A 14,223-nucleotide genomic window follows, 5' to 3' on the forward strand; every position below is an offset into this window, starting at 1 on the left:
GGGGGATGCGGGTCGACGGCTCGGCCGCGATGGTCAGGCGCGGCGTCCGTCGACTGCGGTCCGGAGTCTTGTCGACGCGGAACGTGATCGCACATCCGGTCGCAAGGATCCGGCCGCACGCGTGTGCGAGTCGCCCCGCCTTGCGACCGACTGGTCGTTCGGGCAGTTGGGAGGCGGTGTTCCGCTCTCCGGACGGGTCGCGCGCCAGGGCCGTACAAGCCGAAACAATCGTCTGACCTGCGACGATTCCGAAACGGTCGTTTCCATGATCGTCCGGAACCGCCGCCCTCGGGAGGTCGCGGAGGGCCACGGAACGCCGTGGGGCCCGGTCCGCATCCCCGGACCGGGCCCCACGACGTACAGACGGCTCCAGCTACGGGCTCAGCCCTTGCTCACCGCCGCCAGGATCTCCGGCAGCCGGCTCGCCACCCGCGGGGCCGCCAGCTTCAGGCCGCCCCAGACGAGGAGCGCGCCGTACAGCAGGCCGCCCGGGAGGAGGAGCCAGAGGAGGGACTCCTGGTCCGTGAGGTGGAGGACGACGTTGGCGACGATGACCGGGGCGCAGAGCATCGCGCCCGCGATCATGCCGCCGAAGATGGAGATCCAGGCGAGGCCGCCCTGCCCGGGCGCGACGTTCTTGTACGCGCTGTCCTGGGGGATCGAGTACGGGAAGTTCGCCGAGGCGAACGCGCCCGTCGCCATCATCGCGCCGAGCAGCGCGAGCGCCGTGCCGAGCGCCTCGGGGAAGGATCCCCAGTCGCCGAGGACGGCGGCGGTGGCGACGACCACGAGGAGCGTGTACGGCAGGGTGACCATCAGTATGGCCAGGGCGCGGGCGCGGAGTTCGGCGTACGCGTCGGCGGGCGTCGAGATGGTCTGGGCGACCATCCAGAAGGCGGAGGTGTCCTGGCCGAACTGGTTGTACATCTGCACGCCGAGCATGCCGGTGGCGAAGCAGGCGAAGTACAGCGAGCCGGTGCCCTGCATCGCGTTGAAGAGCGGGACGATCAGGCCGATCGCCAGCGAGGTCACCCACGCGCCCTTGGTCTTCGGGTCGCGCCAGATGTAGCGCAGGCTGCGCTCCATGACCGTGCCGGTGCGCCCGCCGGGCAGGATGCGGCCGAGGAGGCCGGATGAGGCCGACTTGTCCTTGGCGGCGGAGTCGGCGGCGGCGCCGATGGTGGAGCCGTCCGGCTCGACCATCAGGCGGACCAGCGAGCGCTGCCACCAGTACACGAGGCCGGCCAGGGCCGCGGCCGAGAGCAGCAGCTTGGCGGCGGCGACCGCGTAGTCGCCGGTGCTCGCCGCGTCGATCGCGGAGATCGCGGACGCGGGCGGCAGCCAGCCGACGAACTCGGCGGCCGGTTCGAGGCTGGAGAGGCCGCCCGCCCGGCTGAGCCGCTGGGCGCCGAAGTTGACCAGCTGCATGCCGACCGCGATGACCAGGCCGGAGAGCACGGCCAGGTCGCGGCCCTTGCGGGAGGTGAGGAGGCGTACGTTCGCGGCTGCCACGGACCGCGAGAGCGCCACGCAGCCGAGGACGAGCAGCGGTACGGCGAGCACGGCGACGATCACGCCGGCCGGGCCGTGCGCGAGCGCGAGGGCCGAGCCGACCGCGAGGCACAGCGTGAGGACCGGGCCGACGCCGACCAGCGAGGCCACGAGCAGCGCGCGGACGAGCGGCTGCGGCCGCAGCGGCAGCATCGTCAGGCGCGACGGGTCGAGGGTCTCGTCGCCGCTCGGCACGAACAGCGGCATGAACGTCCAGGACAGCGCGAGCACGCCCGCGATCAGGACCGTCACGAGGGCGGCGTCGGCGCTGCCGCGCAGCAGCAGGAAGGCGAGCGTCATACCGGCGGCGAAGAGCGCCGACACGACGATCGACGCGACATAGGCGGCGGTCCGACCGCCCGACTGCTTCAGGCCGTTCTTCAGGAGCGACAGCTTGAGCCGTACGAAGACCGAGGTCAGGGACGGTACTGCCACGGAAGTCGTGGTGGTGCTCATCGGGCCGAACCGCCGCCCAGCCAGTCCAGCGACTCGCCGGCGTCCCGCCCGTTCGCGCCGACCAGTTCGAGGAACGCGGCCTGCAGCGACGGCGCCTCGCCCCGTACCCGCTCCAGCGGGCCCTGCGCGCGGATCTGGCCGGCGGCCATCACGGCCACCCAGTCGCACAGCGACTCCACCAGCTCCATGACGTGGCTGGAGAAGACGACGGTGGCGCCGGAGGAGGTGTAGCGCTCCAGGACACCGCGGATGGTCTGCGCCGACACCGGGTCGACGCCCTCGAACGGCTCGTCCAGGAACAGCACTTCCGGGTTGTGGAGCAGCGCCGCCGCGAGACCGATCTTCTTGCGCATGCCGGTCGAGTAGTCCACGACCAGCTTGTGCTGCGCGCCGGCCAGGTCGAGCACGTCGAGCAGCTGCGTCGCCCGCTTGTCGACCTCGGCACCCGGCAGCCCCCGCAGCCGGCCGCTGTACGCGAGGAGTTCACGGCCCGAGAGGCGCTCGAAGAGCCGCAGGCCCTCGGGCAGGATGCCGATCCGGGCCTTCACCTGGGCGACGGACTCGGGGTCGGCCCACACGTCGTGGCCGGCCACCCGGATGCGTCCGGCGTCGGGCCGCAGCAGACCGGTGATCATCGACAGGGTGGTGGTCTTGCCGGCGCCGTTCGGGCCGACGAGACCGATGAACTTGCCTGCCGGCAGGACGAGATCGATGCCGTTGACCGCGATCTGCTGTCCGAAACGCTTCCAGAGCCCCTCGACATGTACAGCGGGCGGCGCACCGTGTTCCGGTGCACCGCCCGCCGCCGCGAACTCTCCCTCGAATGCCTGGTCAGGCACCATGCTGCGTCAACCCTTCGGTTGTCCCCGTGTAGTCGGAAACCACCTTACGGCTGAACGTGATCGCGCCACATGGCCAGGACACGGCCACGACCCGCCCCCGGACATTGCCGGAACCGGGCAACGGACCGCCCACCGAGGTCCGTCCGGACGCCTCCGGTCCCGGGACCGACTCCGGGACCGGCGCGAACGGCTCCAGGACCGGCGCGCCCGGCTCTAGGACCGGCGCGTCCGGGTGTCCGCGGCCTCTCGGCCGCACGCGTACGCGAGCGGGCTGATCAGCTCCTCCGCGTCCGGCAGCCAGCGGTTGGCCGGCGTGGGCTTGCGGGCCCACTGCACCGCGCCCGACCCGCCGACGCGGGTGGGCGGGGCGGCCACGTAGAAACCCTCGCCGCGGGTGGTGAGATCGATCGACGACGGCACCCAGCCCAGCTTCCGCACCAGGTCCGGCACCTTCACCGCGGCGCCCGGCAGCACGAAGAAGTACATCCGGCGGTCCGGCGTGCAGGTCACCGGGCCGAGCGTCAGCTCCATCCGCTCCATCCGGGCCAGGGCGAGGAAGCCGGCCGACTCGGGGACCTCGATCGCGTCGAAGGTACGGCCGGTGGGCAGCAGGATCGACGCCTTCGGCTGCTTCGACCACATCCGCCGCGCCCCCACGGCGCTGCCCGTCGCCTGCGTCGACCAGTCGGGACGGGCCGCGTGCGCGCCGGGCGCCGGGCAGTCCTCGGCGCCGCAGGAGCAGCGCTCCCTGCCCTCGACCGCCTCCAGCCAGGTCCCGGGGAACACGTCCCAGTGCCGCTCTTCCGCGTACCGCACCGCGTTGTCCAGCAGCAGCTCGCCCCGCTGCTTGGGGATCTGTGCGGCTTCCGTGACTCCCATGGTCTCTTCCACGTCGAAGACAACTCCCCACGTCACCTGGGGTTACGGGCGTCGTGGACAGCGGTGTGGCGCATCGATCCTGCATGTGGGGCGCACAGGTGCACGGGCGGGGGCGCGCGGGGGACCGGGGAGCGGCGGGCGGGTACGGAAGGGGACGGGGGGCGTCGGCGCCGGGCCGCTGTGCGGTCGTGTCGACCGGCGTGTCCGGTTTCGCGTGTTCACATCGGCATTGACCGGATATCCGCCGGGCAGTGATCAGCCGTTCCGTCACCGCGCTCAAGGGCCGGAGCCGATCACCGCACCGGCCTCAGGGGGTTCACCATGGCAGCCAGGCCACTCGTCGCCCGCCAGCCCAACGAACGGCTGCAGGCGCTCATCCAGGAGGCCGGGTGCTCCAACGCCGGCCTCGCCCGCAGGGTCAACATGGTCGGCGCGGAGCGCGGCCTCGACCTGCGGTACGACAAGACGTCCGTGGCGCGCTGGCTGCGCGGGCAGCAGCCGCGCGGCCGGGCGCCCGGCATCATCGCCGAGGCCCTCGGGCGCAAGCTCGGGCGGACGGTCACCATCGACGAGGTGGGGATGGCCAACGGGCGCAATCTCGCCTCGGGGGTCGGTCTGCAGTTCGCGCCGACCGTGCTCGGGGCGATCGAGCAGGTCTGCGAGCTGTGGCGGAGCGACGTCGGGCGGCGGGACTTCCTGTCCGGGTCCACGGTCGCCGCGTCCGCGCTCGTCGAGCCCAGCCGCGACTGGCTGATCACCGGCGCCGACCCGCAGGTCGCGCGGCACGCCGGGGCGCGGGTCGGCGCCTCGGACGTCGCGGCGGTCCGGGCGATGACCGGTGCGCTGGTCGAGCTGGACCGGCAGTTCGGCAGCGGGCACGTGCGGCCGGTGCTCGTCCACTACCTCAACAGCGTGGTGTCCGGGATGCTGTCCGGCTCCTACCGGGAGGCGGTGGGGCGCGAGTTGTTCGCGGCGGCCGCGCGGCTGACCGAGCTGGCCGGCTACATGGCCGTGGACACCGGGCAGGCCGGGCTCGCCCAGCGCTACTACATCCAGGCCCTGCGGCTCGCGCAGGCCGCCGGTGACCGGGCGTACGGCGGTTACGTGCTCGCCGCGTCCATGAGCCACCTCGCCGCCCAGCTCGGCAACCCGCGCGAGATCGCGCAGCTCGCCCGGGCCGCGCAGGAGGGCGCCCGGGGGCAGGTGCCGCCGCGCGCGGAGGCGATGTTCCTGGCGGCGGAGGCGCGCGGGCACGCGCTGCTCGGCGACGCCCGCTCCTTCGCGCACGTCGCGGCGCGCGCCGAGGAGGCCCTGGACCGGGCGGACCCGGAGTCGGGCGACGACCCGGTCTGGATCGCCCACTTCGACGAGGCCTATCTGGCGGACGAGCTGGCGCACTGCCACCGCGACCTGGGGCAGGCGCACGAGGCGGCCCGCGCGGCCGAGCGCTCGCTCGCCGGGCACCCCGCGTCGCGGGCCCGCCGCCGGGCGATCGGGCTCGCCCTGCTCGCCGCCGCCCAGGTCCAGCAGCGCGAGGTCGAGGAGGCCTGCCAGACCGGTACCCGGGCCCTGGAACTCCTCGGAACCCTGCGGTCCAGCCGGGGCGTCGAGTACCTCGGCGACCTCCGCGACCGCCTTGAGCCGTACGCGGCGGAGGCGGCGGTCCGCGAGTTCGGTGCGCGGCTCGATCTGCACGCGGCGTGAGGGCCGGCGGGGGCGGCGGGATGGCGGAGCGGTGAACGTCACACCTCTGTCACACGTGTGTGCGGACGCCTTGGCGCACCCGGTAGCGTGAACCGACGATTTCGTAGGTCCATCAGTAGGAGTCCCGGTGACGCACAGCGGACAGGGGCCGGAGCAGCACTATCCGGCCGCTCAGCCCCTCCCCCCTGAGGTGACCCCTGGTGGCCCCTCGGACGCCCAGGCCACGCAGTACCTGCCGCCGGTCCCGCCGCTGGGGGCACCTCCCGGGCCGCAAGGCCCAGGGGGACAGCCCGCGTACGGGTACCCCCAGCCTCAGCCCCAGCCCCAGCCGGGGTACGGGTACCCGGGGCCGGACGCGCAGGCGACGCAGTACATCGCGCCGGTGCCGCCGCAGCCCCAGCAGGACCAGGCGACGCAGTACCTGCCGCCGGTGCCGCCGCCGCAGCAGCCGCCGATGCCGCAGGCCCCGCAGGAGGCCGCGACCCAGTACATCGCGCCCGTACCGGGTGAGCGGCCGCCGCTGGCCGACTTCGACAACCTCTTCCGCAGCGAGACCCCGAACCCGCCGCAGGCCCCGGCCCCCGCGCCCGGGTACGGCTACCCGCACCAGCCGCCTGCGCCGCAGCACCAGCAGCAGCCCGGGTACGGCTACCAGCAGCCTCCGCAGCAGTACCAGCAGCAGGCCTACCAGGACGCCTACTACGACGACGAGCCCGAGCCGCCGCGCCGCAAGTCGCCGGTCGCGCTGATCGCCGCCGTCGTCATCGGCTGCGCGGTGGTCGGCCTCGGCGCGGGCATGCTGCTCAGCGGCGGGGACGACGACACGAAGGACAACGCGACCGGGAAGGGCGACCAGAACGTCGCCGCGAGCTCCGCCGCGCCGTCCGGCCAGCCGTCGGGCGAGCCGGCGGCCGACCCGGCCAAGGGCCAGGCCGAGGAGCTCGACAAGCTCCTCGCGGACAGCAACAACAGCCGTGACGCGGTGATCAGCGCTGTCGCGTCGATCCGGAAGTGCGAGAACCTCGACGGGGCGGCGAGCGATCTGCGCGGCGCGGCCAAGCAGCGGCGCGAACTGGTCACCCGCCTCCAGGGCCTGACCATCGACAAGCTGCCGAACAACGCGGCCCTGTCCGCCGCGCTCGTCAAGGCCTGGCAGGCCTCGGCCTCCGCCGACGACCACTACGCGCTGTGGGCGGACCAGGCGAAGAGCAACAAGAAGGTCTGCAAGGACGACCGCGCCCGCAACACCAGCCAGACCAACGAGGCCGACAAGAAGAGCCAGGAGGCCACGGCCGCCAAGAAGCAGGCGGCCGGGCTCTGGAACCCGACCGCCGACAAGTACGGACTGACGAAGCGCACCTACACCCAGCTGTAGGCGAGCTGAGGGAGGCTCCTGGCCGTCACCGTCACCGTCACCGTCACCGTCACCGTCACCGTCACGGCGCGGCCAGGACCGTCTCGCCCACGTCGACGAAGCCGGGCTTCTGGGCCACCAGCTGACCTTCCCGTACCACCTGGAAGGTCACGTCGTGGTTGACGATCCGGGGGAAGTCGCGGGCGCCGAGGAGGTCGTCGTAGCGCCAGCGCAGCGGCGGGGTGAGACCGCCGGTGTCGATCTTCGCGCCCTGGTTGAGGGCGTGGCTGATCTGCAGCGAGGTGATCTTGTCGCTGTCGAGCGACTCGACGACCTGCTTGAGCACGGTGTACGCGATCCAGGTGGTCTGCACGCCCGCGTCCGTCGGGTCGACCCGGTTGTCGACGAAGGCGTGCTCCTTGATCACCTTCCGCATCGGCTCCCAGGCCTTGCTGTCGGCCGAGGGGTACCAGCCGGTGACGTAGGCGCCCTCGAAGGGGCTGTGCGCGCCGCCCGAGCGGTCGATGAGCGGCTGTCCGACGCTGCCGAGGACCGAGGAGATCCGGACGGCGGTGGCGTCGCCGTCCTTCTTCGCGGAGGGCTCGGGCAGGCGGCGGAACGAGTCGAAGAAGGTCTGGGTGCGCTCGCCGAGGACGGCGGTGACACAGCCCTCGTCGGAGCCGGCCCTGGTACGGGCGCGGGCGGCCGGCTCGGTGTACTCGGCGGAGTCCTCGCGCGCCGGGATGTCCACCGCGCCGTGGTGACTGGCCTTGCGGAGGCCGGAGTTCAGCAGGTTGAGCAGCCGGTCGCCGGCGATGTTGTCGGGGCGGACGAGGGAGACCTTGCGGCAGCTCTCGGCGAGCTGCATGCCGTGCCCGGCGAGGAGCGAGGCCTGGCCGCCGTTCACGGGGTAGGAGAGGGAGCTGGTGAACTCGTCCTCGGAGATGCCGTAGCCGCCGATGTACGGGATGCCCGCCGACTCCAGCGGGGCCATGAAGGACCGCCCGAACTGGCTGTACGAGCCGACGACGGCGACCGCGCCCTCGTGGACGGCGCGGCGGGCGCAGGCGGCGGCGCCCGCGTTGGTGTTCTGATCGTTGCAGGTCAGGACGCGGAGTTCGTGCCCGTCGAGGCCGCCGTTGGCGTTGACCCAGCGGGCGTAGGCCTGGGCCATGGCGGGCATTCCGGGCATATTGGTGGCGCGGGTCTGGTCGGGAGCCCAGGTCATGACGGTGACGGGCTCCCTGGAGCCCCCCGTGGCTCCAGGGAGTACGCCGCAGCCGGTGAGCAGCGACGCTGCGGCCGCCGCTGTCGTGACGTACGCGAGAAGGGAAGTAAGTCGCCTACCGGTCATGGGCATGCACAATTCCGCCCCACGGGTAACGTGGCAGTGAGCGAGAATCAACGCGGGGTGACGTGAAGGTGAATTACGGGGGTCGCGCGATCCCGGATCTGCGGGAACGTACGATCGAACGGTGTCCGCTAGCACCTCCCCTTCCATGAACTCTTCCCGTCGCGGCCGTCGCTCCTCCACCATGGGCGGCATGCCGCTCAACGACATGCCGTGGTGGCGCTGGCGCGCCAATGTGCGCTCCGCGCTGCACATGCTCTCGGACCCGGGCTTCCACGAGACGACCTGGCTGGCCGGCCAGGACGGGTACGGCGACGTCACCGACGCCGTCTACCGCCTCGTCGAGGACACCTGGCTGGACAGCTGGTCAGCAGAGAAGTACGTGGGAACGATCTTCCGCGACTCCGGCGAGGCCGCCCTCGTCGACGTGGCCGTGCTGCGGGTGCTGCGCATCATGCACCAGGTGGGCGCGGACGCCCATGTGTCCGCGTTCATGGAGCACCACGCCTGGCCGGAGGCGGTCCGGGCGGCGCGCGAGGCGCACGTACGGATGGCGACGGCGGACGGGGAGGACCCGGACGAGCCGCCGCGCTCGCTGGAAGTGCTGCGGATCATCACGCGGGCGGCGTGACCCGGTCCGGGTGAGGCGGTCCGGGCGAGGCGGTCCGTGAGGCGGTCCGGCTGACGGACGTGGCCCGGCCCGTACGCGCGCGTGTGGCAGGCTAGGCGAATGACCGACCAGTACGTCCTCACCCTCTCCTGCCCCGACAAACAGGGCATCGTGCACGCCGTGTCGAGCTACCTCTTCATCACCGGCTGCAACATCGAGGACAGCCAGCAGTTCGGAGACCGTGACACCGGTCTCTTCTTCATGCGGGTCCACTTCTCCGCCGAGGCGCCGGTCACGGTGGACAAGCTGCGGGCGAGCTTCGCGGCCGTGGGGGACTCCTTCGGGATGGACTGGCACATCGACCGGGCCGACGAGCGGATGCGCGTCGTCCTGATGGTGTCGAAGTTCGGCCACTGCCTGAACGACCTGCTGTTCCGCTCCTCGATCGGCGCGCTGCCGGTCGAGATCGTCGCGGTGGTGTCCAACCACACCGACTTCGCCGAACTGGTGGGCTCGTACGACATTCCGTTCCGCCACATTCCGGTCACCAAGGACACCAAGGCGGAGGCCGAGGCGGAGCTTCTGGAGCTGGTCCGCGAGGAGAACGTGGAGCTGGTCGTCCTGGCCCGCTACATGCAGGTCCTCTCCGACGACCTGTGCAAGCAGCTCTCCGGCCGGATCATCAACATCCACCACTCCTTCCTCCCCAGCTTCAAGGGCGCCAAGCCCTACCACCAGGCGCACGCGCGCGGCGTGAAGCTCATCGGCGCCACCGCGCACTACGTGACGGCCGACCTCGACGAGGGCCCGATCATCGAGCAGGAGGTCGAGCGCGTCGGCCACGAGGTGACCCCCGACCAGCTCGTCGCGATCGGCCGCGACGTGGAGTGCCAGGCGCTGGCGCGGGCCGTGAAGTGGCACGCGGAGCGCCGGATCCTGCTGAACGGGCGCCGGACGGTCGTCTTCGCGTAACCCCCGGAGGGCTGCGACAGCTACATCCGGCTCAGCGAGGCCGCCGCGAACAGGACGTCGCGGATCGCCTCGCGGTCGCCGTCCTGGCCCGCCGCCGCGTCCTGGGGCGGGACCTGGCCGGCGATGAGCTGGCAGAACTCGACGCCGTCCATGGCGACCTGGGCCACCGTGTGGTCCGGGGAGCCGAGGGCGGCGGGGGAGTCCAGGGCGATGTACCAGTGGCCGCCGCCCGCGCCCTCGATCTCCAGGTGCACCGAGCGGCCGGGAGCGCCGGCCGTGACGAGTTCGCGGGGCGGGCCCGCGAGACCGGTGCGGCGGCGGTCGGCGAGGGCCGCCGGGAGGAGCCGGGCGGCCAGGTCGATCATGCCGTGCAGATGGCTGCCGCTCGGCGGGTCGTACGGATAGGCCACCGCGTTCGCGATGTCCTCCGCGTGCCGCCAGCACTCGAAGGCCCGCTCCAGGAGCGAGTCCTGCAGCGGCAGCGCGAAGTCGCCGTAGGTGACCGTGAGGTCCGCCACCCCGCGCCCGGCGAAGGACACCGTGCGGATCAGGGTGTGGCTCTGCTCCCGCCACGGCTCGCGGATCGCGCGGGTCGGCGGCAGGTGCGCGGTCTTCCAGTACGTCTCCGTCCGCTCGGCCGGCGCCAGCTCGCCGATCCCCTTCCCCAGCGGGTCGTCCAGGCCGAGCGAGGCCGCCACCAGACCGTCCACGGCGAGCAGGTGCCCGATCACCCCGGCCACCGTGGTCTTCCGGTTCACCGCCCGCTCGCCCTCGAACCACCGCAGCCGCACCGGCGCGTGCCACTCCGACTCGCCGATGTCGCGGAGCAGCGCGTCGAGCCGGGCGGTCTCCGCGTCGTACGGAGTCGCCCACGCCGGTACGGGGATACGGGCCGGGCGGCGGCCCAGACAGTTCTCCAGGACCCGCGAGCGCAGCAGCGGGTCGAGGTCCAGATCGCGCTCGGCGTGCAGCAGCCCGACCGCGTCGCGCAGCCGCAGCGCCTCCTCCGCGCACGGGGCGCACTCGGTGAGGTGGTCCTCGACGGCCCGGGTCTCGGCGGCCGAGCAGGCGGAGAGCGCCCACGCGCCGAGCAGCGACTTCAGCACGCGGTGCGGCAGTTCGAGCGCGGGCTCGGGGGCGGGTTCGGCTTCGGGCGCGGGTGCCGGGGCCCGCGGCGGCTCCTGCCGCTCGGGCTCGGGCTCCGCCCCGTACGGCTCCCGCTCCGGAACCTCCGGCTCCTCGTACGCCCCGCCGAACGGCGACGTCAGGTCCGCGTGGTCGTCCGCCGACCGGCGCGGGCCCGGTATCCACGGAGCGCGTGCGACCTCCTCGGGGTCGTCGTTCGCCCCGCTCACGGCGTCCGCCCGTAACCGCCGCCGCCGGGCGGCGAGCCCTCCAGCGGGCGGGTGTTGGCGGTGGAGAGCAACTGCAGCCCGAGCCGCAGCCGGCGGCGCGCCTCGTCCTCGGTGACCCCGAGGTCGGCCGCGGTCTGCCGGTAGTCGCGGCGCTGGAAATACGCCAGTTCGAGCGCCTGCCGCAACGGCGTCGGCATCGAGGTCACGATGTAGTCGGCACGGGCCGCGACCGAGGCCCGCCGCACCTTCTGCTCCAGCTCCTCCGCCGTGCCCTCGCCGCTCTCCGCGAAGGCCAGCGCCTCGGCCTGGCGCAGCCGGTGGACGGCCTGCCGCTGGGCGAGCCGGGCGACCCAGGCGCGCATGTTGCCCTGCTTGGGGTCGTAGGCGTCGGGTTCTCCCAGATGTAGCCGAAGACCTCGCGGGTGACCTGGTCGGCGGCCTCGTCGTCGTCGAGGACCCGGTGGGCCAGGCTGTGCACGAGCGAGGCGAAGCGGTCGTAGAACTCGCCGAGCGCCGCGGCCTCGCCGCGCGCAAGACGCTGCTGCATCCTGCGGTCCCAGCGCGGCGGTGTGTCCTTCGTCGCCATCCTCCGACACCTTCCCGACCCGACTTCAGAACTCCAAAGTAATGCGCGGAGACCGCATGCACGATGGTTTGCGGCAAGTGCCCTCTTGACGGGCCCGGCGGATGGTAAGGAAAGCGACAACCCTGGATCCGGGGGTTTCGGAGCGGTGTGTCGGGGCAGCGGGAGGAGACAGGAAGGCACCCCTCCGTTTGATCGCCCTCTGATCGCCCTCGGTGAAGACCGGTGATCGCTCCGGTGATTCCCCCCCCACGTCTGAAAGGCGCCGCCCGTGACGATCCAGGTCGACGAGGACCGGCAGGAACCATGGACCGTGCTGCGGATCAGCGGGGAGCTCGACCTCGTGACCTCGCCGCTGATCCGCAGACGGCTCCACGAGGCGGTCGCGGGCGGCCGCCACGACGTGGTCCTCGACCTCTCCGCGGTCCGCTTCTGCGACTCCAGCGGCGTCGGCGTGCTCGTCGCCGCCCGCCGCCTGATGCGGTCCTGCGGCGGCCGGCTCCGGCTGATCCTGCCCGCCCGCGGCGCGGAGGACGGCGCCCACGTCAACCGCGTCCTCGCCGCGCTCGGCGTCCGCCGCCTCTTCGAGGTGTACGCGGACGTCCCCGCCGCCCTCGACGACACGGCCGCGCCTCTGTCGGCGTGAATCCTCCTGAAGTCGTACGGAAATACGGAAAGTCGGCCCGATCGTAGATCTGTGCATGACACGGGGATAGAGAAGAAGGAGCCGGGCGAGCCGGATGCGGGCGAGCCCACGAAGGCGACCCGCACGCTCATCGGGGTACTGATCGCGGTCGCCGTCGCCGCGCTGATCGTCGGGGTCCTCTGGGCGCTCGACTGGCCCAGGCACCTGTTCGTCGGCTACCTGGCGGTGAAGCTCGGCATCAAGGGCGGGGTGGCCGCCTTCGCGGGGATCGTCGCGCTCGTCGCCTGGTGGCGAGGGCGCCGCGACAAGCGCAAGGAGGAGCCGGCGCCCGAGGAGACGCCCTAGGCGTACCGCTCCCTCAGCTTGTACTTGAGGACCTTCCGCAGCGTCTCGTTGCGCGGCAGGGCGTCCACCACCTCCAGCTGCTCCGGCAGTTTGAAGACGGACAGGCCGGCCGTGCGGAGGAAGGCGGTGAGCTCCTCCAGCGTGAGCGGGGCGGCGCCTGCCGGCTGTTCGATCACCGCGCAGACCCGCTCGCCGCGTTCGGCGTCCGGGAGGCCGATGACGGCGGCGTCGCCGACACCCGGGTGTTCGTGCAGCAGGTCCTCGATCTCCTTGGCGGAGATGTTCTCCCCCTTGCGGATGATGATGTCCTTCAGCCGGCCGGTCAGGACGAGGTGCCCGCCCGCGGTGAGGTGCCCGACGTCGCCGGTGATGAGGAAGCCGTCCTCGTCGAAGGCGGCGGCGGTCTGCGCCGGGTCGAGATAGCCCCGGCACACCGCCTCGCCGCGCAGCCTGACCTCGCCGCCCTCGGCGATCCGTATCTCCATCCCGGCGGGCGGCCGGCCCTCCGTCGTCGCCAGGTTCTCGGCGGTGTCGCCCGGGTCGCCCATGGTGATCATCGGGACCTCGGTCATGCCGTAGCCGTGGGTGAGCTGGCAGCCCAGCTCGCGGACCACCGCGTGGTAGACCTCCGGCGGCTTGGGCGCGCCGCCGCCCGCGAGCAGCCGCAGGGTCGGGATGATCGGCTCGCCCGGCTGTTTGCGCTGCTCGGCGAGGAACATCGAGTAGAAGGCGGTGGAGCCGCCGGCCACCGTGACGCCGTGCTTGCGGTACTCCTCCAGCGCGTCGGGCAGCGCGAACTGCTCGAACATGACGGCCGGGAAGCCGTAGAGCAGCAGCATGACCGTGTAGTCGGGGCCGGCGATGTGCGCGTACGGGAAGGCCATCGAGCCGACGTCGCTCTCGCTCAGGTGCAGCGCGTGGGCCAGGCACGAGCCGCCCGCGATCAGCGAGCGGTCGGTGTGCAGCACGCCCTTGGGGTCGGAGGTGGTGCCGGAGGTCCAGTAGATCCAGCGCACATCGGTGCCGGAGGCGGGCGGGGGCGGAGGCGGCAGCACCGCCGGGTCGCTGTCCGGGAGGCTCTCGTACGCCTCGAAGACCCCGCGCGCACCGAGCCGCCGCGCCATCTCCGTGTGGTCGAAGCCCCGCCACACCCCGGGCACGGCGAAGAACTCGGCGCCGGACGCGCGCAGCGCGAAGCCGACCTCCTTGTCCCGGTAGAACGGGATGACCGGCGACTGTACGGCCCCGAGCCGGGCCAGCGCGAAGGACAGCACCGCGGTCTCGATCCGGGTCGGCAGCTGCCACGCCACCACGCTCCCGGCCCGCACCCCCTTCCCGTACAGCCCGGCGGCACAGCGCTCGGCCCGCTCGCGCAGCTCCCCGAAGGTGAGCACCCGGTCCTCCTGGAGCAGGACGGGCCGGTCGGGGGTGAGCGCGGCGCGGCGGGCGACGAGCTCCCAGAGCGTGCGGGAGGCACCCAGGGCGTGTGCGGTTTCGGTCATGACCACTCCCGGTAGCTGACTGTCCGTCAGATCGTGAGGGGAGCGTAGAGGGCCGGTCCTTGTCGGTCCAGGG

The 14,223-nt window shown here is 72.5% G+C and carries 12 protein-coding genes and 1 pseudogene; 6 read left to right on the forward strand and 7 right to left on the reverse strand.

Annotated features, from left to right (window positions below; genetic code table 11):
• Positions 1–381: 381 nt before the first annotated feature.
• The 3 genes from KV205_RS10400 to KV205_RS10410 form a co-directional block, all read right to left on the reverse strand.
• Positions 382–2,007 carry a transporter gene (locus tag KV205_RS10400; protein ID WP_265863854.1) on the reverse strand — a complete coding sequence of 542 codons (1,626 nt, stop codon included), beginning with the start codon at positions 2,005–2,007 and terminating at the stop codon, positions 382–384.
• Positions 2,004–2,849, reverse strand: coding sequence for an ABC transporter ATP-binding protein (locus KV205_RS10405; protein WP_265863855.1), 846 nt, complete (start codon positions 2,847–2,849; stop codon positions 2,004–2,006). Before KV205_RS10405 ends, KV205_RS10400 begins: the two co-directional genes overlap by 4 nt.
• Positions 2,850–3,062: 213 nt before the next feature.
• Positions 3,063–3,728, reverse strand: a complete 666-nt coding sequence (locus KV205_RS10410) for a bifunctional DNA primase/polymerase (RefSeq protein ID WP_265863856.1) — start codon at positions 3,726–3,728, stop codon at positions 3,063–3,065.
• A 321-nt stretch (positions 3,729–4,049) separates the two neighbouring features.
• Here KV205_RS10410 and KV205_RS10415 point away from each other — a divergent pair, with 321 nt between their 5' ends.
• Positions 4,050–5,432: a transcriptional regulator gene (locus KV205_RS10415; RefSeq protein WP_265863857.1), complete on the forward strand. Its 1,383-nt coding sequence runs from the start codon at positions 4,050–4,052 to the stop codon at positions 5,430–5,432.
• Positions 5,433–5,814: 382 nt separating this feature from the next.
• A complete protein-coding gene (locus KV205_RS10420) occupies positions 5,815–6,807 on the forward strand; it encodes a hypothetical protein (protein WP_265863858.1) in 993 nt (330 codons plus the stop codon).
• A gap of 61 nt (positions 6,808–6,868) precedes the next feature.
• On the opposite strand, the gene KV205_RS10425 is transcribed toward KV205_RS10420, so the two are convergent.
• Complete coding sequence (locus KV205_RS10425) at positions 6,869–8,140, reverse strand: ABC transporter substrate-binding protein (RefSeq protein WP_265864066.1); 1,272 nt, start codon at positions 8,138–8,140, stop codon at positions 6,869–6,871.
• 181 nt (positions 8,141–8,321) lie between these two features.
• Between KV205_RS10425 and KV205_RS10430 the strand changes: the two genes are divergently transcribed.
• Together KV205_RS10430 and purU are read left to right on the forward strand one after the other, a co-directional pair.
• Positions 8,322–8,768 (forward strand): hypothetical protein, encoded by a 447-nt coding sequence (locus KV205_RS10430; protein ID WP_265864068.1) that lies wholly within the window; start codon positions 8,322–8,324, stop codon positions 8,766–8,768.
• Positions 8,769–8,867: 99 nt separating this feature from the next.
• Entirely contained in the window at positions 8,868–9,719 is an 852-nt protein-coding gene (gene purU, locus KV205_RS10435) for a formyltetrahydrofolate deformylase (RefSeq protein ID WP_265863859.1), read from the forward strand.
• A 20-nt stretch (positions 9,720–9,739) separates the two neighbouring features.
• On the opposite strand, the gene KV205_RS10440 is transcribed toward purU, so the two are convergent.
• Both KV205_RS10440 and KV205_RS10445 read right to left on the reverse strand, forming a co-directional pair.
• Complete coding sequence (locus KV205_RS10440; protein WP_265863860.1) at positions 9,740–11,074, reverse strand: zf-HC2 domain-containing protein; 1,335 nt, start codon at positions 11,072–11,074, stop codon at positions 9,740–9,742.
• Positions 11,071–11,660: pseudogene (locus KV205_RS10445) on the reverse strand (sigma-70 family RNA polymerase sigma factor). The gene KV205_RS10440 and the pseudogene KV205_RS10445 overlap by 4 nt, the downstream one beginning before the upstream one ends.
• Before the next feature lie 268 nt (positions 11,661–11,928).
• Here KV205_RS10445 and KV205_RS10450 point away from each other — a divergent pair.
• Positions 11,929–12,303 (forward strand): STAS domain-containing protein, encoded by a 375-nt coding sequence (locus KV205_RS10450; RefSeq protein ID WP_265863861.1) that lies wholly within the window; start codon positions 11,929–11,931, stop codon positions 12,301–12,303.
• Between the two features lie 51 nt (positions 12,304–12,354).
• A complete protein-coding gene (locus KV205_RS10455) occupies positions 12,355–12,648 on the forward strand; it encodes a phage holin family protein (protein ID WP_265863862.1) in 294 nt (97 codons plus the stop codon).
• Here KV205_RS10455 and KV205_RS10460 read toward each other — a convergent pair.
• A complete protein-coding gene (locus tag KV205_RS10460; protein ID WP_265863864.1) occupies positions 12,645–14,150 on the reverse strand; it encodes a class I adenylate-forming enzyme family protein in 1,506 nt (501 codons plus the stop codon). The two genes, KV205_RS10455 and KV205_RS10460, sit on opposite strands and share 4 nt — an antisense overlap.
• Positions 14,151–14,223: the final 73 nt, after the last annotated feature.

It is taken from the genome of Streptomyces sp. SKN60 (genome assembly GCF_026236535.1).
Taxonomy (GTDB): domain Bacteria; phylum Actinomycetota; class Actinomycetes; order Streptomycetales; family Streptomycetaceae; genus Streptomyces.